General features: G+C 52.8%; 24 protein-coding genes and 1 pseudogene. 3 read left to right on the forward strand and 22 right to left on the reverse strand.

What is annotated here, in order from left to right; all coding sequences use genetic code 11:
* Positions 1-2: 2 nt before the first annotated feature.
* Positions 3-1,202, forward strand: a complete 1,200-nt coding sequence (gene lhgO / locus ABV298_RS15000) for an L-2-hydroxyglutarate oxidase (RefSeq protein ID WP_353722873.1) — start codon at positions 3-5, stop codon at positions 1,200-1,202.
* Positions 1,203-1,274: 72 nt separating this feature from the next.
* Here lhgO and ABV298_RS15005 read toward each other — a convergent pair whose 3' ends face one another.
* The 6 genes from ABV298_RS15005 to ABV298_RS15030 form a co-directional block, all read right to left on the reverse strand.
* A complete protein-coding gene (locus tag ABV298_RS15005) occupies positions 1,275-2,924 on the reverse strand; it encodes an amino acid permease (RefSeq protein WP_353722874.1) in 1,650 nt (549 codons plus the stop codon).
* A gap of 123 nt (positions 2,925-3,047) precedes the next feature.
* Positions 3,048-6,023: a protein translocase subunit SecDF gene (secDF, locus tag ABV298_RS15010; protein WP_353722875.1), complete on the reverse strand. Its 2,976-nt coding sequence runs from the start codon at positions 6,021-6,023 to the stop codon at positions 3,048-3,050.
* A gap of 120 nt (positions 6,024-6,143) precedes the next feature.
* Positions 6,144-6,527 (reverse strand): hypothetical protein, encoded by a 384-nt coding sequence (locus ABV298_RS15015; RefSeq protein WP_353722876.1) that lies wholly within the window; start codon positions 6,525-6,527, stop codon positions 6,144-6,146.
* Positions 6,528-6,736: 209 nt separating this feature from the next.
* Positions 6,737-7,636, reverse strand: coding sequence for a type VI secretion system baseplate subunit TssG (locus ABV298_RS15020; protein WP_353722877.1), 900 nt, complete (start codon positions 7,634-7,636; stop codon positions 6,737-6,739).
* A gap of 146 nt (positions 7,637-7,782) precedes the next feature.
* The gene (locus ABV298_RS15025) at positions 7,783-9,588 is read right to left on the reverse strand and encodes a type VI secretion system baseplate subunit TssF (protein WP_353722878.1); all 1,806 of its coding nucleotides are present in this window, start codon (positions 9,586-9,588) and stop codon (positions 7,783-7,785) included.
* 1 nt (position 9,589) lies between these two features.
* On the reverse strand, positions 9,590-10,018 hold the full coding sequence (locus tag ABV298_RS15030) for a GPW/gp25 family protein (protein WP_353722879.1): 429 nt from the start codon (positions 10,016-10,018) through the stop codon (positions 9,590-9,592).
* A gap of 78 nt (positions 10,019-10,096) precedes the next feature.
* On the opposite strand from ABV298_RS15030, the pseudogene ABV298_RS15035 reads away from it, so the two are divergent.
* Both ABV298_RS15035 and ABV298_RS15040 read left to right on the forward strand, forming a co-directional pair.
* Positions 10,097-10,525, forward strand: a pseudogene (locus tag ABV298_RS15035) (TssN family type VI secretion system protein); the annotation flags it as partial.
* 121 nt (positions 10,526-10,646) lie between these two features.
* Entirely contained in the window at positions 10,647-10,865 is a 219-nt protein-coding gene (locus tag ABV298_RS15040; RefSeq protein WP_353722880.1) for a TssN family type VI secretion system protein, read from the forward strand.
* Positions 10,866-10,919: 54 nt separating this feature from the next.
* Here the strand turns inward: ABV298_RS15040 and tssD (ABV298_RS15045) are convergent, their stop codons facing one another.
* The 16 genes from tssD (ABV298_RS15045) to ABV298_RS15120 form a co-directional block, all read right to left on the reverse strand.
* The gene (tssD, locus tag ABV298_RS15045) at positions 10,920-11,336 is read right to left on the reverse strand and encodes a type VI secretion system tube protein TssD (RefSeq protein ID WP_353722881.1); all 417 of its coding nucleotides are present in this window, start codon (positions 11,334-11,336) and stop codon (positions 10,920-10,922) included.
* Between the two features lie 47 nt (positions 11,337-11,383).
* Positions 11,384-13,222, reverse strand: a complete 1,839-nt coding sequence (locus ABV298_RS15050) for a phage baseplate assembly protein V (RefSeq protein ID WP_353722882.1) — start codon at positions 13,220-13,222, stop codon at positions 11,384-11,386.
* Entirely contained in the window at positions 13,223-13,723 is a 501-nt protein-coding gene (tssD, locus tag ABV298_RS15055; protein ID WP_353722883.1) for a type VI secretion system tube protein TssD, read from the reverse strand. It lies immediately after the preceding gene.
* 3 nt (positions 13,724-13,726) lie between these two features.
* A complete protein-coding gene (gene tssD, locus ABV298_RS15060; RefSeq protein ID WP_353722884.1) occupies positions 13,727-14,134 on the reverse strand; it encodes a type VI secretion system tube protein TssD in 408 nt (135 codons plus the stop codon).
* Between the two features lie 166 nt (positions 14,135-14,300).
* A complete protein-coding gene (locus tag ABV298_RS15065; protein ID WP_353722885.1) occupies positions 14,301-15,668 on the reverse strand; it encodes a DUF5458 family protein in 1,368 nt (455 codons plus the stop codon).
* A 183-nt stretch (positions 15,669-15,851) separates the two neighbouring features.
* Positions 15,852-16,301: a hypothetical protein gene (locus ABV298_RS15070; RefSeq protein WP_353722886.1), complete on the reverse strand. Its 450-nt coding sequence runs from the start codon at positions 16,299-16,301 to the stop codon at positions 15,852-15,854.
* A gap of 12 nt (positions 16,302-16,313) precedes the next feature.
* Complete coding sequence (locus ABV298_RS15075) at positions 16,314-16,631, reverse strand: PAAR domain-containing protein (RefSeq protein WP_353722887.1); 318 nt, start codon at positions 16,629-16,631, stop codon at positions 16,314-16,316.
* A gap of 77 nt (positions 16,632-16,708) precedes the next feature.
* Positions 16,709-16,954: a hypothetical protein gene (locus ABV298_RS15080; protein ID WP_353722888.1), complete on the reverse strand. Its 246-nt coding sequence runs from the start codon at positions 16,952-16,954 to the stop codon at positions 16,709-16,711.
* Complete coding sequence (locus tag ABV298_RS15085) at positions 16,929-17,714, reverse strand: hypothetical protein (RefSeq protein WP_353722889.1); 786 nt, start codon at positions 17,712-17,714, stop codon at positions 16,929-16,931. Before ABV298_RS15085 ends, ABV298_RS15080 begins: the two co-directional genes overlap by 26 nt.
* 16 nt (positions 17,715-17,730) lie before the next feature.
* Positions 17,731-18,366, reverse strand: a complete 636-nt coding sequence (locus tag ABV298_RS15090) for an OmpA family protein (RefSeq protein WP_353722890.1) — start codon at positions 18,364-18,366, stop codon at positions 17,731-17,733.
* A gap of 76 nt (positions 18,367-18,442) precedes the next feature.
* Entirely contained in the window at positions 18,443-19,039 is a 597-nt protein-coding gene (locus tag ABV298_RS15095) for a hypothetical protein (protein WP_353722891.1), read from the reverse strand.
* Entirely contained in the window at positions 19,036-20,154 is a 1,119-nt protein-coding gene (locus tag ABV298_RS15100; RefSeq protein ID WP_353722892.1) for a hypothetical protein, read from the reverse strand. Before ABV298_RS15100 ends, ABV298_RS15095 begins: the two co-directional genes overlap by 4 nt.
* A 66-nt stretch (positions 20,155-20,220) precedes the next feature.
* A complete protein-coding gene (locus ABV298_RS15105) occupies positions 20,221-21,369 on the reverse strand; it encodes a hypothetical protein (RefSeq protein ID WP_353722893.1) in 1,149 nt (382 codons plus the stop codon).
* Between the two features lie 46 nt (positions 21,370-21,415).
* Entirely contained in the window at positions 21,416-22,255 is an 840-nt protein-coding gene (locus ABV298_RS15110) for a hypothetical protein (protein WP_353722894.1), read from the reverse strand.
* A 66-nt stretch (positions 22,256-22,321) separates the two neighbouring features.
* Entirely contained in the window at positions 22,322-22,789 is a 468-nt protein-coding gene (locus tag ABV298_RS15115; protein WP_353722895.1) for a hypothetical protein, read from the reverse strand.
* 30 nt (positions 22,790-22,819) lie between these two features.
* A complete protein-coding gene (locus tag ABV298_RS15120; RefSeq protein WP_353722896.1) occupies positions 22,820-25,309 on the reverse strand; it encodes an ATP-dependent Clp protease ATP-binding subunit in 2,490 nt (829 codons plus the stop codon).
* Between the last annotated feature and the right edge of the window lie 32 nt (positions 25,310-25,341).

The raw sequence follows: 25,341 nt of genomic DNA on the forward strand, positions 1-25,341 counted from the left end.
ATATGTACGACATTACCATTATAGGCGGCGGCATTGTAGGCCTCGCAACAGCCCTCCGGATCAAGGAGCAGAAACCCTCATTAAAAGTGCTTCTGCTCGAAAAGGAAAACGAAGTAGCCAAACATCAGACCGGCCATAACAGCGGCGTAATCCATTCGGGATTGTATTACAAACCGGGCAGCCTGAAAGCGACAAACTGTATCCGTGGCTACCGGATGCTCATCGATTTCTGCGAGAAGGAAGGTGTTGCTTATGATTTGTGTGGGAAAATAGTGGTAGCAACTACCGAAGAGCAGCGGCCACTGCTCCGAAACCTTTTCGAGCGCGGAAATCAGAACGGGTTAACTGAAAACCGTATGATTTCGGAAGCTGAAATGAAGGAAATCGAACCGCATGTGAAGGGCCTCGAAGGTATCTGGGTGCCTTATACCGGCATTATCGATTACAAAACGGTGTGTGAAAAATATGCCGAAAATTTCCGGAAGCTGGATGGAGAAGTGCGTTTCCGCGAAAAAGTGACAGACGTAAAGAACAGAAACACCCATTCGGAAGTGGTAACAGCCACCGGAAACGTATTTGAAACAAAACTGGTCGTCAATTGCGCCGGATTGTATTCCGACAAAGTGGCACAATTGACGCAACCGGAGCATATCAATGTTCGCATTATTCCTTTCCGGGGCGAATACTATAAAATCCGGCCGGAGAAGCATTATCTCGTCAGAAACCTCATTTACCCCGTACCTGATCCCAACTTCCCGTTCCTTGGCGTGCATTTCACACGTATGATCGAGGGAGGCGTCGAAGCAGGGCCGAACGCCGTGTTTGCATTCAAAAGAGAAGGTTACAAAAAGCTGGACGTCAATGTGACGGAAATGCTCGAATCGCTCTCCTGGCCTGGATTTCAGAAGGTCGCCATGAAGTACTGGCGCACCGGCCTGGGCGAATATTACCGCTCATTCTCCAAGGCCGCATTTACCAGGGCTTTACAAGGCCTGATCCCCGAAATTCAAAGCGACGACCTCATACCGGGAGGCTCGGGTGTACGCGCGCAGGCATGTGACCACGACGGAGGTTTGCTGGACGATTTTTCGATTATCGAAAACAAAACGGCTATTAACGTTTGCAACGCGCCTTCTCCCGCGGCGACGTCGTCGCTATCCATCGGGCAGACGGTCTCGGAAAAAGTTTTGTCGAGATTTTAGAATAGCGTTGTCTGTATACAAAAAAGAGGCCATTCCACTACGGAACGGCCTCTTTTTTGTATATCAGCTCAATTACGCTTTTCGGGTTTGCGTCATACCGAAAGTTACGAGGTGAATGACCGCGAAGACCATCGAGAAGTAATAGATCCCCGTATCTGCCCCGTCGGTTTGTACGTGGTGGAAATAGGCTACCACCGCAAGGAGCACGGCGAGTACAATCCCTACCAATCCTACCGTTTTGCCGCCAGCGACAATCGCAGCCGGCAGTTTGTTCGAAAGGAAACTGTTTTTGATGCCATACCACAAATACACATCGAAACCGATGATCATCCACACGAACAGACGGATCCAGGTATCGAGCGGCAGGAATGCCATCATGAAGAAACAGGTGAAAATACCGAGGATCGGTACCAGCGGCACTAGCGGTGTTTTGAATGCACGCGGCGCGTCCGGCATTTGCTTGCGCATAACGATGATACCGATACAAACGAGGATAAACGCGAACAATGTGCCGATACTGGTCATTTCACCCACTACACGCGCGGGCACAAACGCCGCGAAAAGGCTTACGAACACCAGGAACATGGTGTTGTTCTTGACGGGCGTCTGAAATTTGGGGTGTACTGCGGAGAACACGCGTGGCAACAGCCCGTCTTTACTCATACTGAAAAACACACGGCTCTGGCCCAAAAGCATTACCAGGATTACGGAGGCGTAACCTGCCAGAATTGCGACGATGATCGCGCGGTTCAACCAGGGATAATCGGGATGGATTGCTCCGGATGCGTCGGGCGTGCCCATGGATTCGATCGCCACCGCAACCGGCGCGATACCGTCCTGGCCTTTGAATGCAGTATAATTGGTAACACCGGTCATCACATGTGCAAAGAGAATGTACAGGATTGTACAAATCACCAATGAGCCCAGGATACCGATAGGCATGTCTTTCTTGGGGTTTTTAGCTTCCTGCGCTGCGGTACTCACGGCGTCGAAACCAATGTAGGCGAAGAACACGATGGCGGCGGCCCGGATGATCCCGCTGAATCCGTATTCGCCGAATTTGCCCGTATTGTCGGGGATATAAGGTACGTAGTTTGATTCGTTGATGTATTTCCAGCCCAGGACGATGAAGATGAGGACAACGGCCACTTTCAAGCCTACGATAATGCCGTTCACCAATGCACTTTCCTGGGTCCCTTTCATTAGCAGCAAGCTCATCAGGATGACGATAAAAATAGCAGGGAGGTTGATCACGCCTCCATCCCAGGGCCCCACCGTAAGGGCCGCCGGTAAATGCACGTCAAACCCCTCGCAAAACTTGACCAGATACCGGCTCCAGCTGATACTTACCGTGGCGGCACCTACCGCATATTCCAGTACAAGGTCCCAGCCTATAATCCAGGCGATAAACTCGCCCATGGTAGCGTAAGAATAGGTATAAGCACTACCCGCGACTGGGATCATGGATGCGAATTCGGCATAGCAAAGACCGGCAAACGCACAGCCCAATGCCGCTACGATAAAGGAGATGGTGATCGCAGGCCCTGCCTGGTTGGCAGCCGCTCCGCCGGTAATCGAAAAAAGGCCCGCGCCAATGATCGCACCGATTCCCAGTGCCACCAGGCTTCCCGGGCCCAGCGTGCGTTTCAGCTGGTTTCCTTCTCCGGTAGATTCCTGTAATAGTTTTTCAAGTGGTTTTTTAATCCAGAGTTGACTTGCCATATATTAGGTTCGTTGTTGTAGAAATGATGGTCTGATAAAGCTAAAAGAAAATTTGCTAACTACGTATAGACACCAAAGAAAAAGAGGGTAAGTGCAAAACTTACCCTCTTTTATTCTTTAAAATTAAGCCTTAACTTTTTTTGTCGCCGCCACCGTCGCGTCTGCCGCTACCGCCGGAGCAGGCTCGTTCTTCTTCGAACGTTGCAGCAGGTCAACCACGATAGGTGCCGCTACGAAGAGTGAAGAGTACGTACCCACAATTACTCCGAGGAGCATACAGAAGGTAAACCCGCGGATAACAGCTCCACCAAAGATCATCAGGACGATCAACACCAGGATTACCGAAATACCGGTTACCGCAGTACGGCTCAAAGTACTGTTCAAAGCGTTGTTGATAACGGTCGAAAGGTTTTGCCCACGCGATTTTTCGTCGGCCAGGTAATCGCGGATACGGTCGTAGATTACGACGGTGTCGTTCATCGAATAACCGATCATCGTCAGGATTGCACCGATGAACGCCTGGTCGATATCCAGTGACCATGGCAGCCAGCCGTTGAACAACGAGAAGATCGCCAGAATGATCACAACGTCGTGCGCGAGCGACATCACCGCGCCGTACGAGAATGCTACGCGTTTGAAACGGATGAGGATGTACACGAAGTTAGCCGCCAATGCAAGCAATACCGCGTAAACCGCGCTCCAAAGCGTGTCTTTCGCCATTGTAGGACCTACTTTGTTCGAGCTTACGATTTTCGCGGGATTGTTGGCGATTTTCCTGGTTGCTTCCAGAACTTTCGCTTCCGCTTTCTGGTCCGCTTCCGGAGTTGTATCGTCGATGAGGTAAGGAGTCGTGATTTTCACCTGATCCTGGCCTCCGAATGTTTTTACTTCGGTAGTCGAGCCAAGTACCTCGTCCATATTGGTGCGAAGCGCATCCGCATCCACATTGTTTTCAAAACGCACTACATAAGAGCGGCCACCTTTAAAGTCGATACCTAGCCCAAAACCTTTGAAGATGAACGAGCCGATACCGATCGCGATGATGATACCCGAAATGATGTAGAAACGGCGGCGTTGCGATACGAAGTCGAAATGGTTGTCCTGGAACCAGTTTTTGGTCAGGGCTGTCGAGAATGCGAAAGTTTTACCGTTTTTGATCTTTTGTTCGAGCAGCAGCCGGGTAATGAAGATTGCGCTGAACAGGGAGGTGAGAAGACCCAATACGAGCGTAGTTGCAAAACCCAACACCAGACCTGTACCGAATGTATAAAGGATGATACCTGTCAGAAGGGTCGTTACGTTGGAGTCGATGATCGCCGTCAAAGAATGCTTGAAACCGTCGCGGATCGATTGTGCAAATGCTTTTCCGCTCGCTAGTTCCGCCTTGATACTTTCATAGATCAGTACGTTGGCATCCACGGCCATACCGATCGAAAGCACGATACCCGCGATACCCGAGAGCGTCAACACAGCCCCGAGCGAAGCCATTACACCCAACAGGAAGAACAGGTTGATCAAAAGCGCGATATCGGCGATCCAGCCCGCCTGGTTGTAATAAGCCACCATAAATACGAGCACAATCAGAAGACCTACCGCCGACGACCACAGGCCGTCGTTGATCGCCTCTGCACCGAGTGAAGAACCTACCACGGCTTCTTCCACAATATGTGTCGGAGCTGGTAATTTACCAGCTTTCAATACGTTAGCCATATCCTTGGTCTCTTCCACCGTAAAGCTACCGGTGATCGACGAGTTACCGTTAGGGATTTCGCCTTGCACGGTCGGCGCGGTGTAAACGAGGTTATCGATGATAATCGCAACCGGGCGCCCGATGTTGCGCGCTGTGAGTGAACGCCATTTGCGGGCGCCTTCGCCGTTCATACGCATCGTTACTTCCGGACGGCCGCGGTCGTCATAGTCGTGGGTTGCGTCGACAATCACGTCGCCTTCCATTGCCGCTTCCCCATTGGTTTTCTTAATGAAATATAACGGCAGGATCATCTGGTTGCCGCCGGCTTCGGTGCCTTTGCGGTCCCACATAAATACCAGATCGGCAGGGAAAAGCGAACGTACTTCGGGGCGGCTCAGGATTTCGCTCGCACGTGCGGTGTCTTTCAGGTACACGCCGAGGCCTTGCGGCATTGGTACAAAAAGGCTCGTTAATGCGGCGCTCTGTGCAGCCAATGCGGCGGAGTCGGTTTTGGTAGAGTCGGATTTTTGCTCCAATTGCGCAGCCAGGCCGCCGGTGGCCGGCTTTTTGGTTGTGTCGGCCGAAGTGGCTGTTGCCGAGGCGGGTTTGGCAGCCGCTTTCTCGATTTCAGCCTGGCGGGTCAGGTATTTACCCAGGCCGTCGAGACCCGACGCCAGTTCATTGGTCAGGTATACTTCCGCGAATTCCAGTTTTGCGGCACCCGAAAGCAGGCGGCGAACGCGTTCGGGGTTATCCACACCGGGAAGCTCCACCAATACGCGGTTCTGGCCCGGCAGGCGCTGGATATTCGGGTTGGTCACACCGAACTTGTCGATACGCGCCTGCGTGATCTGGAATGCACGGTCGATGGAACCGTCGATCTCGGTATTCAGCATTTTGATCACATCGGCATCCGACGAGTTGCTGTTGATTTTACCGCGGTTGGCGCTGGTAGCGAATACCGAGGCCAGGCTGGTATTCGGTGCAGCCTCTTTATAGGCCTTCACAAAACGGTTGATGAACGAGCTGTTGCTGGCGGCTTTGTCTTCACCTGCTTTTTTCAATGCGTTCTGGAATGCTGCGCTACGTGCGTTGCCGCCGGCCATTCCTTTCAGAATATCGGCAGGAGCTACTTCCAATACCACGTGCATACCGCCCTGGAGGTCGAGGCCAAGGTTCAGTTCACGCTCCATTACTTCCTGCAAAGTATGGCCCAGGTACACATCCTCGCGCCACAGGGAGTCGATGTAATGCTGTTTCTTGGTCATATCCACCTCGCCCTTCGCGTCCGTCGCATAGGCAACCGCTTTGCTCTTGATGCTGCGCGACACGAAAGTGAAAGAGAGATAATAGACGCTAATAAGGGCGATGACGATCGTCAACGCGATTATCCCGTTCTTGTTGGTCATTTTGAAAAGAAAAATTTAATTAAAATCTTGAAATACAACTGAAACGGCCCGGTAGGTGGTTTGGGAACCGCCGGGCTTTACGGACGAAACAGGCCGAAGCATGAATGGCCTGCCGGTGCGTTACGGAGCGTTGGTGACGATAAATCTGCCGAAAACCCGCTGGAAACATGATACGAGGAATACCGGCTCGCTGAATGCAGCGCGGACAACAAGTTTCCGGGCAACGAAATGCCAGACAGGTTGCGGTAAAAAGTAGAAGTATTGGTAAAAATCGAATGAAATGGCGGGGGTAATAACCGCATTCAATGTCAACGCGCCCACTTCGGGCTGGTCCGCCCGGTTATCCGCCTTCTGATCAAGGCTTTTGCTGCCGGCTTCCGTTTTGGCATCGTGGTGGCCTCCCCGCTCCGCGTGATCCGACCACGACCGCGCCCCTGCCGCCATCAATAGCATGACGGCTAGCATTAAGCTGATGGCCTGGTTAATCACTCGTATGGTCTTCACTTTCAGATTCGGGATTTCAATGAAACCGCAAATTTGATTTTAAAAAATCAGAAACGCAAGATAAATTTCCGGGAGACTTATGTTACTATTTCGGTATTAACTTGTGTTCTGCCGGTTTCTTCATTGAAAACGGCCATTTTAAGCTACGTTTTATAAGCAAATGATTATCAATTAAATAAAAAGTGATAAGCAGGAGAAGAAACAAATGGTTAGCCGGCTGCCAGCGTCGCATAGCCCAGGGGCACCGGGTAGCCATCGCCTGAGGCTAACGTCAATGCCGACCTTTCAGGAGGCAGTTTCAGCGAAACGGCGAAATCGTACTCTGCCGGAAGGATCCAGCCGAGCAGCCAGGTTACCAGTGTGTCGAAATCCTTGTCATGGAGGTATTTATCGAGATCGGCAGGGTCCGCGACTTCGATATCGATCCGGATTTGCGGTAAATAAGCGTCCAGGTCGCCGCCCAGGGAAGTATCCTTACCCAGCGCAGCATCACCAACGCCCGCACTGGATTCAAATCGATATTTTAGCCCGAAAACCTGCCGGATTTCGACAGGCAGCCGCAATGCGAGAGAAAGGATTTCCGACGCTTTGCCGGGATTGCCGCGATTTTCGGAAATAAGGGGCAGGATTGGCAGAAGCTGCACGAACACTGACTCGTCCAGTGCAGCGGGAGCCTGCCAGAACGCTTTCAGTTCGCCAAGTAATGTGGAACCGGCCGCGAGTTCCCAGGCACATTGTTCCAGACGGGCGAGACTCACGCGGTGGAGAAAAAACTCCTGCTCGATCGGCAGGAAAAACAACCGTGCCTTCTGCTCTTTTTCACGTTGTAACCGGATTTCATCGACTTTCTTTTTCAATGAATGCAGGTTGGTCGACGAGGGAAGGTGAAAAAGCTGTTCGGGTAAATGATCGTAAATCCCGCTGCGGTTGGATTCGATTACCCGGCCTTTGAAATTCCCTATTTCCAGCTCCTGCGTGTCTTCCACATCGCGGTGGCAGCGCCGCCTGAAATCGCCGAGCGGGCGGAAGAGAACCTGTTCGGCGGGAACGCCGTTTTCGAGCCAGGAACTTGCAATAAATTCAGCTTTGAGGTCGGCAGGTGAGTCCATTGGTATGAGATTAGGTTGTCGGGTTGTGGAGAGTGAGAGGTGGGGTAGTGGGTGTGCATTGATGTCAGGGATGGTCAGGAGTTGTCAGGGATAGCCAGGATAGTAGTCATGAATTGTCAGGAGCGGATGTGAATAACCATGGATTGTCAGGGGAGTGTGACTACCTGGATCGGGTACATGCCGGTGGAGAGGCGGCTTACTTTCAATTGCAGTATTTCGCATTCACGGGCCCAGTCGTTGCTTTCGCGGGCGGAGGCCGCAGGCGTGAGGCCGATTTGCAAACAGCGAATGAAGCCCTGCCCGGGCATTTTGCTTGGCATAAAATGCGGTTTCACCTGCACATGCCGGAGCCTGTTGCCCAGCTCGGCCGTACAAAATGCGCGCATATCTTCCAGCGTCACGAGCCGGTTGCGCGTCACGATGTTCTTTCTGAGCTGGTCGACGTAATCCGTTTCTTCCGGCCTGGCTTTCCCGCCCGCCGACCGGGTGAGCGTTACGATATCGGCACCACCAATGCCCGAGGCCGAATAGGATTGCAGACGCGTACCGACCGGAATGCCATTGCCTTGCTCGCCTGGCGTGCTCCAATACGAAATAAAAAGCACCTCGGGGTTCTTATCGCCCCGGATTACCAGAAACGGCTGTGCGGTGGTTTCGCCGGCTTTTTTAGCACCTAATTTTTGTTCGATACGCGCCATATTCTGCGCGATTTCGCGAAGAATGGACGCCAGAAAATCCTCCCCGATCGCATTGAATGCGGTAACTTCGTCGCGGAGAAGCTCCAGCAATTGGTACAACACGGCACGGGCGTCGCGTTTGTCGAACCGGCCGATGCCTTGCCTGCGAAGCGTGTAAATACGCGGCGTGTCCTGGTTCGATGAGCGTCGTGTATCTTCCTCTTCGGTATAAAGGTTTCTTCCGGAAGGGACGTAAACCTGGTTCTTTTGATCGACTATAGTCTGAATACCCATAAACGCGTCGCCCGTGGGTAATGCAATGCCATTCAGGCCGGTTTGCAGGCGGTATGTAATTTTGTTCAGCTGTTGGTTTCGGGCAGGGAATGCATTGAGCGCGACATTCATTTGCTCGAATCCGGCTGGGGGAAACGTAGCCGGCCATGTTATCCGGAGCCAGGTGAGCGGCTTTTTCATCATCTGCAATGTACGGGCATCGAACATGCCTTCGAACGCGCCGGGATACGGCTCGGCTTTTAGTCTACCCTTTTCCCATGTATCGGGACTGTCGATGCGGACGAAGCTGTCGTTATATATCAGAATGGAATCATCCACGGCACTGTCCTGCAAGCCTGTCAGAACCGGCAGCGTTTTGCCGTTTTCCTGCCAGCCGGTGGCGGGCAGGAAAACGCGGTACTGGTATTCGGCCGGGTCGCCCGCCCAATCGAAAAAGAAACGGAAACCCTTCCAGGAAGTGATGCCCGGATCGATTTCGAGTCCCAGCCAGATGTGCTGTTCGCCCTCCGGCTGTGGCAGCGTTTTGGCAACCTGTGTTTTTAAGCCCTTTTCAATGGAATAGAGGGCCAGCGGCGTCACATATTGCGCAATGGTCGCATTCACCAGCGGGTAGTGGCCGGCGGGGGCGAAATGCACCTCGGTGGTTTCACCTTTTCTGGCATTGATACGCTTGCCGGTCAGCTGGTTTTCGGGGCCGATCCAGCCGGTTGGTTCGTGAGGGCGCGCCTGCACGATCGCTGTGGCGGGTTGGGGGCTGTTATGGGTCTCGGGGGAAAGGATTTCGGCGAGGCGCGTCATGAGCCGGAGTTCGGTTTGCCGGATTTCCTGGCCAACCTTTTCAAATTCCACCGAGCATGCCTCCACCAGCAACCGCACAAGCGGATCGAAATGGTCGGTGTCGTCGAAGCCCCAGAGCTCGGCGCAACGCCTGATGAGCCTGCGCGAGATGTTTTCCTTGCTGTAAGTCATCGTTTCGGGCATGTCATTCTATGGATAAAGGGGATATGAAAATGCGTTCGAAAAACATAAACGGCTCGTTGGTTCGTCGGATCGTGGCTTTGATCTCGATGCCCACACGCTTGCGAACATAGTTATTGGTTTTTGTCAGCACCTCGAATTCCTCCATTTCAACCCTGATCCTGGCATTCGTGAGCCGGGGTTCATAAGTATTTACAGCGTCTTCGAGTGACTCCCGGATGAGGTCCTTCCATTTGATTTGGGATAAAACCGAAAAATCATGGTCCCAGAGCGCACAGCCATAGCGACTGTCGAAGCGGTTTTCATCGAAATGGGTCACCATTAAAAGGTACAAATGCTGATGGATCGCCTCTCTGTCGGGACATTTCGGGTGCGGCAGGCCGGCTACGATCCGGTCGAGCGAGAGAGGTAGCGAATAGTTTTGATCTTCCATCCGGCGTTTAATAAATTGTGGTTGTATTAATTAAAGTCTGCCTTATTTTTGTCTGGTCACCAACTTTAAAGCGCCCCGATGAACCTGCCGTTTGTAAAAACTGTCGCGCAACGTCTTCAACTATTGTATGCGGTTGTGCTGATAGCCTTGCTTATACTGGTAGGGGCACTGGGATTCTGGATCATCGATTATCGTGACGCTTATCCTATGGCGATGGCGTGTTTTCTGGTCTTCGGTGTCCTTCATGTGTATTTGTTATCCCAATGGTTCAGGAGCTTGTTCGAAAACCGTTCGGCGCGGGCAATCGGTTTTACATTGCTGATCACGCTTTTTGCGGGGCTCCTGGTTATTTTTCTTTACCATAAATTCGCCCGGGAGCTTTCCAAGGGTGTGGGTATGGCCACAGCGCTCGTAGGTTTCCTTTTCCCTGTTTTCGTTGCCCGGGTTTATCAGAACTACCTCGAAATTCCACTTAAAGAATTCAAAAAGTGGTACTATCCCGTTGGACAGCCGCTGCCGGACATGGACCTGCTCGACCTGTCGCGTGTGCTGGTAATCCAGTTCGAGTTTACCAAAAAAAGCGGACGAAGCCGCATTTACGAACTTCCGTGCCAAAGCGCCGCATTCCATGCTCTTCGGAGAGCTGTTTTTTATCTTCCTGAACGACTACAACGACCGCAATCCGGGAAGTCCTGTCGAATACCTCTCGCCCGACGGCGTTCCTTACGGATGGTTGTTTTACAAAAAACAGCCCTGGTATAAGCGCCGCGTTTACGTGGATCCCGACCTTACATTTCAGGCCAACCACATCGTCGATAATGAGACGATCGTGGCGGTGCGTGCGTAGTTGCTTGTCAGCCCGGGCCGAAGCGGCGCCCGCTTTGCTCAGGCTGACAGTTTGTTACCACCGGTTGGTGTGCGGGGTGCCAAAAAGCTTGATTTCCCGAGCCGAGAGCGTCAGGCTCGTCGTCATTGGCATTGAACCCGTTTCCACAAAACTTTCGCTGTACTGCACGCAATACACATCGGCCAGTTCGAGCTCCTTCTGGGTTTGCTCCTCGTCCACATTTTTGAACGTGATCTTCGCCGACGATTTCTTACCGTCCGGGTCCACCATCCATTCCCACAGGCTCTTGCTGTCGCTGGCATTGGAGGAATCGACCTGTATGAAAACGGTTCCTCCGTACACTTTGGAAGACACGCGTCCTTTATCGTCAGTGGATTGGGACAAAGCGTAGCTGCACGAGATCACGGCAATGCCGTCGCCGGACGGGCCGCCATCCCAGGTGAAATAAGCGTCAAAACTTGAAGCTGGCATAGTTGTAAGTGTTTAAAAGTGAATGAATTGATTATGGATATATTGACTTAATTGAGCATAATGGGATTGCCCTGTACGACGGCCGGGCCACTGGCTTTCAGCTCGGCCAGGGCGTCGGCTTCGAGGTTCAGCTGAGCACCCTTGATTTTCGCACCGGCCGTGCCTTCGGCCTGAAATTCGGCGGTAGCTTTGATTTTGGTGTCGGTACCGCTTTCCACCTCAATACCTTGTTTGGCTTTCAATGAAATGTCATTGGCACTCAATGCGAACTCCCCGCCCGCACTGACGGAAATGTCCCCCGTGGCTTCTATCGTCACCTGTTTCGATTTGACTTCCAGTTGACCGTTTTCGACGTGCAATGTGATCTTGCCGTCGTCCTTGAATGCGAATTCCAGGAACGTGTCGGTTTTGTTCCGGTTACTGATCTGGATTTTGGGATCACCCTCCTCGTCTACGAAAATCACCATGTTTCCCGAGCGCGTAGCGATTACCTTCAAATCGTTATTTTCGGGCGAGTAGTTGATATCTTCCCCGGATTTCGGATACAGGCAGGTCAATACAAACGAATTTTCCGCCAGATTGCCTTCGTAGCCGACCATCACCATCGCCCCGACTTCCGGAATGAAATTGACGCCACGGCCCGTGGCATTGTGTATGGTTCCCACGCGTACCCACACCGACTCCTGGTCCTGCTGCCGGCTCTGGCCCCAGAAGAACCTCACACGTACGCGTCCGAGGCCTTCGGGGTCATCGTTGTCAATCACCTCCGCCTGCTCGGTTTCTCCCGGCGGATTGCGCACATAAGGATTATTGGGCGGATGCTGCGCCGACTCGGGCACCGCATTGAATGTGTTCCGGTAACTTCCGGCCGTATTGACCTCATGACGGATGTGCACGACGCGGTATTTGCCGAAATTCTCCTCATAAGCCTCGCCGCGTTCATTCAGCCGCTGCCCCTTCACGGCCAGCACCGTGCCGACGCTCATGGTAGGCGTTTCTCCGGAGCCCTTAAAATCGACCATCGAAGCTACCCTCGCCGATCGTTCCATTTTCGTCAGTTCATCGATCTCGCTTTGGCCGCCTACCAGCTCGGGAGAAGGCAGGAGGGAGGCCTGGGCAAAAAGGCTGTCGGACTGCTCCAATGCAAACTCGCTGAGAGACGTGAGCCCGTCCACATTCTGCGACGACGATTGGCCGTCGAATGTCTCGGGAATCGTGTAATTATATCCCTCGAAAGTGAATGCGGCCGGTTGCAGTTTTAATGCGACATCGAAGTTCTGCAACCCGTTTACCAGGAAATCAACTTCCTGAGCGGTGTTGTTGCCCAGTACCAGTTCACGGCCGTTGTAGTAGAACCATTCGCAGCAGCGGTCGGCTACACGGCAGAGGAATTTGTAATTACTTTCGTTGTATTGGATAAATGGGACATGCCTTCCGCCATTTTCCGGGTTTAACTGCTTTCGGAGCAGGTTCTGTGGGTACGGTTGCAATACGGTATCGAAAATGCCCTGAACCGTCCCGCGGAGAAACGACCGGCGTTGTACCGAGTCTTCCAGAACGATCGTCGGACTGTACCCTTTCAACGCAAAGGCGCTGCTCATGTCGCTGAGGCTCCGCAACCGGATTTCCGTTACAATGCCCTGGAAAACGAAGTCGAATGAATCCGATCCGAGCCTAGGACTGAATGAAAATGTGATTTTCTTTCCCATTACGGCCCGGTGCGAGCGGTTGAAGAAATGCTCGCCTTCGTCTTCCAGCTGGTCGAATGGGACCAGCAGCTCGAACCAATGGTGTGCAAACAGATCCTGCTCGATCACCAGCCCGAGGTGCCGCGTAATTTCGATACCCCCTTCGATTTCAATGTCCGTGTTAACCTGCCGTGCCATTTAGCTGCTTATTTCAACCTGTCCGATTTTCATTTTCCCCGGTAAAATCACCAGTTCGTAAACCAGTGCGACGCTGTTATCGCGCAGGAAATAATCCTTTCCCCGGTGTTGTGGTAAATAATTTTTCGTGTCGGGTACATGCGCCAGCCTGTGTCCCCGGATGGTCGATTCCTTTGCCCGGAACGACTCCCTGAACCCGACGCAGTAGGCCTCTTCGAACTCCATTTTCCGCAGGATTTGCGAGTCATTATCGTATTTGAATTCGACCTGCCCGCTCAGTTGCCGGTCATTTTTGAACGCCCAGTCGTAAAGCAGTGCGAAATCGTCGTTTTGCGTCGGCGCGATCGTCATGCGGATCAGCCGGGCTTTGGGCGAATCCGTGGGACTGCCGCGCTCGTCGGCATTCCGGTTGCAGCCATATGCCATTTTCCTGACTTTGAACTCTTTTCCGTCGAGCGTCAGATGTGCCTCTACGCCTATGGTAGCGTCCTGATCCGCCATCGTCTAGAAGTTTTCCAGTTTCGCTTCGTTGATTTCCACATTGCCGGCGGTCACAGTAATGCAGGTGATGAAATTTTGCAACCTGCCAGCGAGTGCCTTGTCGAGGTCGTCGGTACCGTCGTCAAACATTTCTATGAATTCAATACAAACCGCGTCCTTGAAACTCAGCGTCTTGAAAGAGCCGGTTTCACCAAATTGTTCCACCGTGAGATCGTATTTCTGAGAAGGCTTGTTGGCCCATTCGACCAAAAAATCATCGAGGACCATTTCCAGCTCCATGTACAAATGCGCCCATTGAATAGGCGACGTGATGGACATGGCGTCATCCACAGTCTGATGCAACTCAAACTCCATGAACATGACGCTGTACTCATGTTCGCCGTCGATTTTTACGTTCGTGCTGAATGGCATGGTGTTGAACGGGGGCGTTTTTAATGAGTGAATGAGTCAATGAATGAATTGAATTTTGAATGACCGAATGATTGAATGACCGAATGTTTTTTTTTTGTTTAATAGTGATTGAAAATCTGGAAGTTATCCAACCGGAGGTATTCACTCATTCACTCATTCAACATTACTATTGCTGAGCATACTCCGCCGCCCAGGCTGCTGCGTCCAGATCGTCGCCTTTCTGGCCGGTGAGGGCGATCATGAAGTTTTTGGCGGGGAAATAAGGTACCATGTGGATGTCGAGGTAAACTTTGTCCTTCTGGTCTTTGTCCTGCTCGAAACGCATCACACTAAACTTCTCGATGAGCTTGCCGGGGCCGGTTACGCTGTCGAGAAACTTGATGATCTGCTTTTTCAGGTCGTTCTTGGTGTTGTAGTCGAAGTTTTCGAATGCCCGGCGGTTCAGGAAGTCGATCAGCACTTTCGTGATATAGTCGAAAACACGGACTACCGAATAGGTCTGCAAACCAACATTGTCGCCATTGAACAACGTTTTGGCCGAGAATGCCATTACCTTATTGTATTCGTTTACCATCGGGATTAGTCCCATTTTTTCCAGATCGGCGATCTCCGATTTCTTGAGAGGAAAACGCACGCCGTCGACTTCGCTGAGCGTTCCGTGTTTTTTACCAGCCGCTACCTGCGACATCAATGTTTTGTACACATTACCTGCCAACGCGGTCGATGGCGGAATGTAAAGGTCGTCTTCCTCGCCCAGGTCGTCGTGTTTCGCACGGCCTACCAGCCAGTTGCAGGTCATCATCACGTTCGACAAATGCGCCGCGCCTCCGGTGAGGTTAGCCGATTCGAAAAGCTCCATTACGTCCTCGGGTGCATCCAGGTGCATGAAATCGGTCACGAGCATCACCTTGTTCTTATGTGCCATTTTCGCCCATTTGTCTACTACTTTTCCCGAGCCGAGGTAACCCGGCACATTCAGGATGGAGTAGTTTTCGCGGAGGTCGAGGCGATCATATTTCGAGGCAAGCTCCTCGCCGACGGCGTCGATGAACGTGGTAACGTCCAGGTCCTGTAACTGGTCCGGCGCCGCATTCAGAAAAGTGACGTTTTTGACTTTGTCCTGCTCCGTATTTTTGAAGAACATCGCCACCGAGCGGTACGATTGTTCCAGCGGGCGAATCTGCTCGACAGCTTTCCCAAGGTTTTCTTTCAGCAGTTCAAATGCGGAATCCGCTTGTTTCTGGCCTAGTTCGATCATTTCAGGCACCGTATCGGCACTGCCGAGCAGTTCCGACCATAGTTCCAGCCGCTTTTTCAGCTGCTGCCGTTCCTTCTTTTTGTCGGCTTCGGTGAGAAAGATCTTTTTCCGGGCCTTTTTTTCCGGATTAATGTTCGCAGCGCCCTCGATGATCGTTTCTACAAGGTCGTAGCTGCCATATTTCGCCAGAAGCGGCAAGCCGGTTTCCAGCGGAACCGCCACCCGCTCGCGGAGCGCCGGTGTGGCGCCGTTGGATGTTTTTGTATCGATTGACATGGGTAATGATTGAATGACTGAGTGAATGATTGAATAACTGAATGATCCGCCGTAGAACGGTAAATGACTGATTTGACCGGATGTTAAATGATCTGCCGTGGAACAGCGAATGAGTCGATGAGTGAATTCCGAATGAGTGAGTGACTGGGGAGTCATTCACTCATTTAAAACTCACTTATTCCTCTACCCCGCTTCCTCCAACTCGCTGATCAGCGTCTGGAATATGCCTAGCAATGCGGCTTTGGCTTCGGGTTTTTCGAGGGCGGCTTTCAGTATTTTATTCACTTTGAGGTGCCTGACTACCTGTTGATAAGCTTCGTTGCGAGCGTCGAGGTCTTGCAGGAATGCGCTTTGGGCGATGATTCCTTTCTTGCCAAAATCGCCGAGATTCCGGAACCGCAGGTTTTCATTGATGAAGCTGCCGTCGGACGTGATAAATTCCACTTCCGCTTCGGGCTGGTAATGCGCGAAAACTTCTTCGGTAGTTTTGAGGTCGTAAACCATCTCGGGCCGGGGCGGCGGGTCCCCGGTTAGTTGCGCGGCAAAAAGGGTGCGGTTTTGGGGAATATCAGCAATCCCTTCACCGGACTGGTCAATTTTGCGTTCGTTACCGCCTATTCCGTAGTTGAACATGGTTGTATGTGATTAGGTAAATACTGTTGTTAACCGATTAAAACTGTTGGGCAACCCGCTACAATGCTGCCCCCCGTGGGCCGTCGGGTCGCCGAGGCGCGCTGCCGGTTTTCCACAGATGAGTACGGACGTCGAACCGGCCACGACCGAGTCGGGAGGACCGGTGCATACGCACATATCGCCGACACAAGCGGCCGGCTGCCCGCCTATGAGCACAGTCGGGGTGCCTGGGGGCAGCATGGGTCCGCCTACGTGAGGTACCGGAGGCGTTCCTGGGGTAGCCATCGGGCAGACGTGCATATCACCTACTCTTGCTGCGGGTTGAGACATGGTTTATTGAGTTATCGGCGGTCGGCTTTTGGCCATCGGCCTGACATCGATATTGAGATTTGTCTAAGCGTATTCAGCTATTTTGACAGCTGCTTCGCCCGCTTGAAATCGAAAAGCGAGGTGAGCGAGACACCGATCCCCACCGCCGCCGCACCTACCGAGATATAAATGCCCGGTTTTGCGTAGCTGGTAAGCCCTTCGGGGTTATCGATCCGTTTCTTGTAATCCTTGTAATCCTTATTGAGCATGCTGTAAGTCACCGCCCCGAATGCCAGTGCGGCCACACCCGCCCCGAGTTTAATAGCCCCCCCATTTGCGGGCATTCGCTGCGGCGGCGGCGTTGGGTTTGTTGAGCTCCTTAAAAACACGCTCTCCTTCTTTGGCGTCTTCGGGCGATGCCACCGGCTTGCGGTCGGAGGCCTGGCTTACAACCGGGTCTTTTCTGCGTTGCAGGGAGTCATAGGTCGCGGACGGTTTCGGCGTTACCGGGACCGATTTTGCGTTTTCGGCGGAGTTAAATGCGACGCGCGTCAGAAACACGATCCAGTCGTTGCCCGATTTGTCGGCACGGAGTTCCGCTACGCGGGCAATAGGCTGGTAGGCGGTGTTGTCCTTATTGCTTTTCCCTTTGAAATGCTGGGTATAAAAAACCTTTACGAAAGGATATTTATCGACTTTCACGTCCGAAACCACCAGGTTGGTGAATTCAATGGTATTGGTTTCCGATTTGGTATAAAAAAGGTCGAAGTTGCTCAGGTACTTTTCGACCGGTGTATCGAGTCCGGGCGCGGCGGCATTATGCTTCGGGTCCACGTCGTCCTCCACGATCACGCCGTCATTGATGAAGATCTGGTCGTTGCTCGGCATATAGCTGTTCATCATCAGGTACCGGCGCTCGTAGTTGCTTAGATCTTCATTGGCAATGGCATTGAGCAGATCGTTCAGTCCCTTGACCTTCTCGCGTGCGAGTACGCGTATTTCGTCGGCGTCCCTGCGTGTGAGCACCTGCGCGCGGGCCTGCAAAACGGATGACATTACGCCCAATAACAGCAAGGCAATGCGCCATTCGAAACTGTTTTTCATTCCCGTTGTCATGTTTTCAATTACTTTTTGAATCCAAATCGATAATCTGCACTTCCACGCGCCGGTTCATGCGGCGGTTTTCCTCGCTATCGTTCGGGCGCACCGGAAACTTGCTGCCCAGGCCCACCGCCGCGATCACGCCCTCGGGTACGCCTTTGCCGATGAGGTACCTCGAGATCACCCGCACACGATATTCCGAAAGCGTGAGGTTGAGGCTCGGGTTGCCCACGTTGTCGGTATGGCCGGTAATGCGCAGGCCTTTGTTCTTGTGTTCGAGAATATACAGGGCCACCGAGTCGAGGTAGGTCCGCGACTGCACGGGTAATTTGTATTCGCTTCTCGGAAAATAGAGGGTCTTATCGGTAGCGGTGATGCCCTTCGCGACCGGAGGTTCCTCTCGCGCAGCCACCGGCGAGGGGCGTTCGGCCAGTCGCAGGGTTTTAAGATTAATGCCTTCTCTGACCGACGCCATGGCTGTCACCAGCTCGGGCTGGCCGGATGTAGCGGCAATGCCGAGCTTGTAGCTTCTGCCGGGCGTGAGCTCCGCGAAATAATGGCCGTCGTTCACCCTCGTAAGCGAGATTTCCGCCTGACTTTCGCTCCAAAGCCTGCATAGCGTTCCTTCCTGTGCTTTCAGTATGTTGATAGACAAAAAGGTGCGTTGGCGGTTGAGTTTAATAATGTAGGTCCGCGGCTCCTGATCGGTTTTATCAAGAATAAGGTTGCCGTTATAAGGCTGGTACCCCCCCCGATTTGACTTCAATGGCTACGATGTCCTTTTCCGTGAACACGATTTCAGCCCTGGGCCGGTCGGTGGTCAGCCCGAAACAATCCTTTTTCAGCTTTTGGGTGTAATAAAGGCATATTTCGGCCGGTAACCGCTCGTCCGACAATGCATCCCGCACTTCGATCCGTCGTACGATCGACACGGCTTTCAGCGAATCCCTTAGTTCGAAATGTTTTTGTTCCGATTGCGCATAGGGTTCGTCGCTGGTCTGTTTGCCCAAAGGCATCATGGCTAACGGGATGAAAAACGTGCCTTCTGTTTTGCCCTCGATATTAACCGGAATATGTTGCGTCTGGAACTGGGGGCATTCGATAACCAGCCCGGTCGTATTGCAGGGTACTTCCACATTGAACACACCGAGGCTGTCGGACTTACCGAGCCGCTGCTTACCCTGGTCGGTTTTCGCTGAAAGGCCCGCTGCAAGCGTCGTCGTACCTGAAATGTCGGTGATCCTACCCGCCAGGAAACCGCATTGCGCATGCAGCAGACCGGTGACCGGCTGAAACAAAAGCAGGATGATGTATAACCCGGTTTTCATTGTCCTTCGTTGGTTTCGACCCCTATATTTCCCAATAAAACTTCCCAGTTCACCGTATCCCTGCCATCGATGGTTTTTTGATACGATTCGAGTTTCACGCGGATATTTTTGCGTGTAATATCCCCGTATGCCACTTTTCCATTGGCTGCGTAGCCTTCAAAAACCTGCTGCCCGGCGATGATGCCGTAATAGTTGCCGTCGGCCTCCTGTTTCAGTTCGCTCACATACTTGACCTCGTTCCATGTGATGTTGATTTTGGCATACGGCAGAAGTTTCAGCCGGTTGAGATATTCTTTCACCGGATATTTCTTCACACCTTTTGCCGAACTGACGGCCACCGTCGCTTGCGGTTCAAACAGGCTGAGCGCCTGTTGCACAGCTTTGTTTTTTTCCTCCGATTTCTGGCTTTTATCCCCGATAATGCGCAGGTAGGAGGTAAATTCGTCCACGCGGCGAATGCCCCTGGCGCTGTATTCCTTGTACTCGGCGTCGGTAAGGACGGGCCTGGCTTGCTCTTTCGGCGGTGGCGCGACATCTTTTTTGGCCACAGGCTGGTTTTGGGCGCCATCCTGCTCTTTTCTGACGATCTCCCTTTCTTTTTTCTCGATTTCTTTATGGGCCAATGCCAGTAATGGGGCCACATCTACCACATCGCGGAGGATCTCATGCCTGCCGTCGCGGTAAATTACCGCCGCTACCTCCTCCTTGTTGATCGATGCCGCATTACCTTCCGCCGTGAGGTAATTGATCACATCGTCGCTTTCGTAGGAGATATTACCCGTAATGACCGTCAGCGGAACGCTTTTAATGATAATATCCTGGCTCACATTCCGGGGCGGGGCCTTATAAAAAGCCTCGATCTGCGTTTGCGCCTTGCCCGGACTTTCGTTGAGCTCCGAAATCACCATGAACTGGCCGCTGGACGCGAATACGACCAGGAAGCGCTTCCGGTGGTAAACCCGCGGAATGCCGTCGGATGCGATCCATTCGAGTTTGCTGTCCAGGGCCCGGCTCAGTTTTGCCTGAACGGGATTGCCGTTATCGAGCCATATCCGGTCCTGGGCCAGCGTTTGCACGGCAAGGAGCATCATCAGGAATGTAAAGCTTTTCTTCATCATTGCATCGGTTATCGTAAGTGATGAGGCTCATCAAAATGTCACCTTACGGATATACATATACGCCTACTCTTTGTCATAGGTTAGAATGGTCACTTCCATGTCGCCGCCATAAGCAGTACCGGGGGTGCGATCCTCTCCGTGGGCGTCGATGCGCATTTTCCCATATCTGCCCTGATTGGTCACGAAGGCGATCACCGTTTCGTTTTCGAGCTGGTTGGCTTTAGCGTCGGTATAGCTGCCATTGATAAAATCGGCAGACAGATTGGCCCGTGCGAGATCGCCGTATTTTACCTGGTCGAAATTCACCTTGCCTAAAACCGCAAACTTCGCCCCGTTCTTGGGATAAATGCCCGGTCTTTCGTTGTAGGGATACCACCAGCAATCGTCGGAGCCGTTCTGTGATACCAGTTGCCCCAAATCCAGGTCGTAGGGATTGGAATACGACATCGTAAATGATTTTTTGGGTGTAAAAACAGAGGGCTCGCCGAGAGTAAACGAGGTGGTGGCGTCGCTGTAAATGATCCCGCCCAGCGTAATGGCGAAAGCCCGGATATAATAGGTGGTTCCCGGCGATAACCCGCCCACGTTGGCCGTGAAGCTGGCCCTGGCCGCTTTGGCATTGATAGTCACCCGCGTGTCTTTGGTCGTCGGTTCGTTGTTTGTAGGCGAGTAACAAACGCCGAACGAGGAAATTTCAGCATTGCCCAGCGAAAGGATGTTGACCACAATGTCGGCAGAGGCCTTGGAGGTGGTGGTTACCTTGCCTATCGCCAGTTCCGCGAACACATAATCATCCGTTTTGAAAGTAGCTACCGGGCCATAGCCTACGCCTCCGCCCTCGTTTTTGGCATAAGTACGTACATAATAGGTGGTTAGCACAGCAAGCCGGCTGATTTCCCTTTCGAATTCAAATGGCGCCGGCGGATTGTCCTCTCCTACTTTAATCACCGTTCCGGCTTCCAGCGTGGGCTGGTTTTGTGTCCCCCAAACGAAGCCGTATTCAAGTATTTTGCCGCTTTTCTTTTCTTGCCGGTCGTTTTTCGGGTCGAGGTTATCGACTTTTCCCCTTACCACCGCACCCGACGTCCACACCTGCACGACGGTCGTTTCCGAGGCTGCGGGTGCGAGCGGGTCTACCGGCGCGAACATGTCGCACGCGTACAGGAGAAAGGCAATAGCCGTAATGAATAGTGAACTGATAAATTTTCGCATGGCTTTGATCGCTGTTTGTCCAGCGTATTAATGCTTTTTAAAATCCTCAGGATGCGGCAGCGGCAGAAGGCCGCCAGTCGTTGTCCCAATATTCGATCAGTTGCGGGCTGGCAACCCTACCCCGGAAGGTAACGCCGCTATCGTAATGCGTTTGCGGGATCAGGTGATTGCGCAGGCGCATGATCCACGGCTGCGCGTGTCGCGGTGTGAGCAAGCCGCCCATACCCATCTGATTTTCCCGCTCCGATAATTTGACGCCATAGTTGCTATCGCTGTTCCCTGCACCATTGACATGCGCCAGCCCTAGCGTGTGCCCGAACTCGTGGTTGACGGTCGTTTGCAGAAACGAAACACTGTGCATTTCAGCCCCCACACGGGTTAAACGCGTATTCCAGTGGGATTCAAGGTCATTATGGGTAAATAAGCCGGTACGGTTATCCTCGTCCACATACGACCGGAATGTGTGCTCACGCGGGTGGATGATCCGGTACGTCTGATGCGCTTGCGACGCCGAGTCGACGAGCTGAATGGACAATCCGCATTGTATCGTAGCTGTATTCCTTGCAGTTGTGCTCCGCGGCGTGTACCAGGGCTTATTAGGGTCGAGGATAAATTTATCGCTCCAATGCCGCTGTACTACCGTCACAAATTTCCGCTTGTATTCCTCCCATTCGCTGTCGGACCAGCTTTCGAGATGGAAACGGCCGTAGGTGTCGTGCATAATGCCGTTGCCCGTGGCATAGGTATCCGCCATGAAGAACCGGGTGGTCGGTTCGACGCGAACAAGGTGTACCTTGAATTGCAGGATCATCCCGAATGTCGTGTCATCGATAGGAACAAGGCACGAATCCCACCGCCTCGCGTTTCTGAACAGGTGAATGTGCATAATGTTTTAATTTTCGGCATCGGGCCTGTCGGCTCATGCCTGTGTGATTAACTTCTTGTGGGAGGATCAGGTGGTTTGCCGTGGCTGAGGGCGGTAAAACCACATTTGTCCGGAGACGGTCACGCTTCCTCCGCTCAGGGCGCCGGTCCGCAGGTACAGCCGGTTTCGTTGTACTTTTTTGCTGCCGTTTACATTACATTCGAATACTTCCACTGCACCCGAAGTGTCGATCGACGCGACGATCGCCGTATGATGCGGGCGCGATTCTTCGCTCCATGAACCGTCCGATCCCTCGAAACGGAACGAATAGTTACGGAACTGGATAATATCGCCCACTTCGAGACTGGCCGCCGTAACCGCATCGCCCCAGACATAATTATCATCCGGGCCGATGCGGCCCATAATCTCCGTGGACGTTCTGGCGCCTGCGCTCTGGAGGGCGCGTTCGGCCAGGGTCCAGCATTCTCCGTTTCCAACCTGGTTGCCCAGATTGGTTTGCGCAAACTGCGCGACTGCATTGCCGAGTACACTCATCGTTGATGTCGGAAGGTGTGGATAGTTGTTTTAAAATGATTGCTGTTCAAGTACGTTTTCGGCCTGATGGACACTCCATACTACTTCGCCCTGATCGTTGGTGCTGAGGTCGATGACCGAACCCCTGGCGGCCTCTCCCGAAATGATCATCCGGCTGACGGGCCGTCTCAGCAGGTTACGGATTACCCCTTTCAGCGGCCTGACGCCATATCTCGGCGTAAAACCTTGCATGGCAATAGTTTTGCGTGCGTCGGGTGTCAGATTGAGGCTGATGCCCTGCCTGTCGAGCAGGTCGGTGAGGTTGCGCAGATGGATATCGAATATTTTAACGACATTATCTTCGGAAATCGGTGCGAATGGTACTATTTCGGTTAGCCTGGCCAGGAATTCCGGCCGGAAATATGCAGCCATGATTTCCATCAGATCGGACGACTGCGGAATACCGCCTTTGCCGAATTCCTGCACGATGTGCTCTTGCCCGATATTAGAGGTAAAAAGGATTACCGCATTTGAGAAATCGCCTTCTTTGCCCAGACGGTCGTGAAGCCTGCCTTCGTCCAGAATTTGTAAGAATAGGTCGAAAACAGACGGGTGTGCTTTTTCAATTTCATCGAAAAGAACCACCGAATAGGGTTTCTGACGGATTTTATTAACCAGCAAGCCTCCTTCTTCATAACCTACATAACCGGGAGGCGCACCGTAGAGCAGCGCCGCCGAATGCTCCTCTTTGAATTCGGACATATCAAACCGGATCAGGAACGACTCGTCGTTGAACAGGAAGTCGGCCAGCGCTTTCGCGATTTCTGTCTTGCCGGTTCCCGTCGGGCCCAGCAGGAAGAATGATCCAATGGGCTGTCCCGCTTTAATGAGTCCTGAGCGCGATTCCAGGATAGCTTCGCTCAATGCCTTCACCGCCTGGTCCTGGCCCACCACTCTTTTGCTCAACACCTCGCCGATGCCCAGCAACTTGTCGCGTTCCGGGCTTTGGAGTTTGCCGAGCGGAATGCCTGTTTTATGGGAGATAATGGCCGCCACATCGTTCTTGCCGATCGTATCCGAGCGCCGCGAAGCGAGCGTGCGTAATGCCGCCAGTTTGTTGCTCAATTGGTTATGCATTCCTTCGGATGTTTCCGCATCGGATTCACCGTCTACGTCGAGCTGGCCGGTCAGCAGGGGGCTCAGGCGGTTTGGGAGCTGTCTTGCAAACCATTTGAGCTCATGAACTCTTTCGGCTTCATCCACGGCCATCAGGGTGTCGAGATCCGTTTGCAAAACGGCCAGTTCATTTTCCGAAACTTCACCCATCAGCCGCATAGCCGCCATCGTGCGATCGAGCAGGTCGAGTGCTACATCGGGCAGACGCCGGTCCTTCATATATCTTTTTGCCAGTTTCACGGCTTCGGCTGCGGTGCCTTCGGCGACTTTCAGGCCGTGGTGCGTTTCGTAAACCGGCAGCATATGCTCGATCATCCGGGTGGCCGTCGCCTCGTCGGGTTCTTCCACGTGCAGGATTTCGAACCGGCGGGAGAACGCTTCGTCCTTTTCGATGTACTTACGATATTCTTCCTGCGTTGTCGCACCTATTAATGTGAGTTCGCCACGCGCAAGTTCGGGTTTCAGTAATTGGGCAACCCCGGCACCGATCGAGCCTTTCGGATCGAGCAGCATATGAATTTCGTCGATAAAGAGGATCGCTTTATCAAATCCCTTCAGTTCATTCAGAATACCCTTTACCCGCTCTTCAATTTCCCCTTTGTAGGAAGCGCCTGCTACGAGGGCGCCGGTATCGAGTTCGAGTAAACGGGCATTTCGGAGCAACTGAGGTACTTTTCTTTCCGCAATGAGCCTGGCAAAACCTTCTACCAGCGCCGATTTGCCCACGCCCGGCTCGCCGGTCAGGATTACGTTCGGCTTGCTTCTCCTTCCCAGTATTTCGGCCATTTGCCGGATTTCCCGGTCGCGGCCTATAATGGTATCTGTTCTGCCTTCGGCCGCTTTTTGCGTCTTGTCGGAAGTATATTTTCCCAGATAGCCGTTACCTTTCGCTTCCGGCACAGCCTGTGTCGACTGTTTGGTCCCTTGCTTTTCCCCATTTCCGCCGGCTACCGGTGCATTGTGAATTGCCAGTACTTCCCGCTGGGTAATTGGAAGGGATCGCAATTGATCGGCCGAAAATCCTACCCCGGGTTTGAGTAAAGCTGCTAATGCACATAGCGGGTCGGCGTCGATATTGAGCTGTAACGCGATGAGCTCCGCCAGTTCAAGTGCCGCGGTGGCCGTATTATCCGGCGGGGGAAGCTCGGGTACTCTTACCGATTTGGGGCTTTCTTCCAGGCGTACCTCGGCCCAGTCGCGCAGGTAAGGCAGGTCTTTACCGGCCATCACGAGTTCGGAAGCGAGGCCTACGTCATTGTGCAACAGGCCCATGAGCAGATGAGCCGGGCCGAACCGCTCCTGCCGGTATTCGCGCGCCAGCGACTGTGCGATCGTAATCGCGTATCTGAGTGCTTCGGTTTGCATGGAATAGACAAATAGGATGAATTGATACGTTT

This window comes from Dyadobacter sp. 676 (assembly GCF_040448675.1).
In the GTDB taxonomy this organism is placed as follows: domain Bacteria; phylum Bacteroidota; class Bacteroidia; order Cytophagales; family Spirosomataceae; genus Dyadobacter.

Bases quoted from the DNA above. Each gene is read 5' to 3' on its own strand.
- lhgO (WP_353722873.1), top strand. From the start codon at position 3: ATGTACGACATTACCATTATAGGCGGCGGCATTGTAGGCCTCGCAACA.
- ABV298_RS15005 (WP_353722874.1), bottom strand. From the start codon at position 2,924: ATGGCAAGTCAACTCTGGATTAAAAAACCACTTGAAAAACTATTACAG.
- secDF (WP_353722875.1), bottom strand. From the start codon at position 6,023: ATGACCAACAAGAACGGGATAATCGCGTTGACGATCGTCATCGCCCTT.
- ABV298_RS15020 (WP_353722877.1), bottom strand. From the start codon at position 7,636: ATGGACTCACCTGCCGACCTCAAAGCTGAATTTATTGCAAGTTCCTGG.
- ABV298_RS15025 (WP_353722878.1), bottom strand. From the start codon at position 9,588: ATGCCCGAAACGATGACTTACAGCAAGGAAAACATCTCGCGCAGGCTC.
- ABV298_RS15030 (WP_353722879.1), bottom strand. From the start codon at position 10,018: ATGGAAGATCAAAACTATTCGCTACCTCTCTCGCTCGACCGGATCGTA.
- ABV298_RS15040 (WP_353722880.1), top strand. From the start codon at position 10,647: ATGCTCTTCGGAGAGCTGTTTTTTATCTTCCTGAACGACTACAACGAC.
- tssD (WP_353722881.1), bottom strand. From the start codon at position 11,336: ATGCCAGCTTCAAGTTTTGACGCTTATTTCACCTGGGATGGCGGCCCG.
- ABV298_RS15050 (WP_353722882.1), bottom strand. From the start codon at position 13,222: ATGGCACGGCAGGTTAACACGGACATTGAAATCGAAGGGGGTATCGAA.
- tssD (WP_353722883.1), bottom strand. From the start codon at position 13,723: ATGGCGGATCAGGACGCTACCATAGGCGTAGAGGCACATCTGACGCTC.
- tssD (WP_353722884.1), bottom strand. From the start codon at position 14,134: ATGCCATTCAGCACGAACGTAAAAATCGACGGCGAACATGAGTACAGC.
- ABV298_RS15065 (WP_353722885.1), bottom strand. From the start codon at position 15,668: ATGTCAATCGATACAAAAACATCCAACGGCGCCACACCGGCGCTCCGC.
- ABV298_RS15070 (WP_353722886.1), bottom strand. From the start codon at position 16,301: ATGTTCAACTACGGAATAGGCGGTAACGAACGCAAAATTGACCAGTCC.
- ABV298_RS15075 (WP_353722887.1), bottom strand. From the start codon at position 16,631: ATGTCTCAACCCGCAGCAAGAGTAGGTGATATGCACGTCTGCCCGATG.
- ABV298_RS15080 (WP_353722888.1), bottom strand. From the start codon at position 16,954: ATGCCCGCAAATGGGGGGGCTATTAAACTCGGGGCGGGTGTGGCCGCA.
- ABV298_RS15085 (WP_353722889.1), bottom strand. From the start codon at position 17,714: ATGAAAAACAGTTTCGAATGGCGCATTGCCTTGCTGTTATTGGGCGTA.
- ABV298_RS15095 (WP_353722891.1), bottom strand. From the start codon at position 19,039: ATGAAAACCGGGTTATACATCATCCTGCTTTTGTTTCAGCCGGTCACC.
- ABV298_RS15100 (WP_353722892.1), bottom strand. From the start codon at position 20,154: ATGAAGAAAAGCTTTACATTCCTGATGATGCTCCTTGCCGTGCAAACG.
- ABV298_RS15105 (WP_353722893.1), bottom strand. From the start codon at position 21,369: ATGCGAAAATTTATCAGTTCACTATTCATTACGGCTATTGCCTTTCTC.
- ABV298_RS15110 (WP_353722894.1), bottom strand. From the start codon at position 22,255: ATGCACATTCACCTGTTCAGAAACGCGAGGCGGTGGGATTCGTGCCTT.
- ABV298_RS15115 (WP_353722895.1), bottom strand. From the start codon at position 22,789: ATGAGTGTACTCGGCAATGCAGTCGCGCAGTTTGCGCAAACCAATCTG.
- ABV298_RS15120 (WP_353722896.1), bottom strand. From the start codon at position 25,309: ATGCAAACCGAAGCACTCAGATACGCGATTACGATCGCACAGTCGCTG.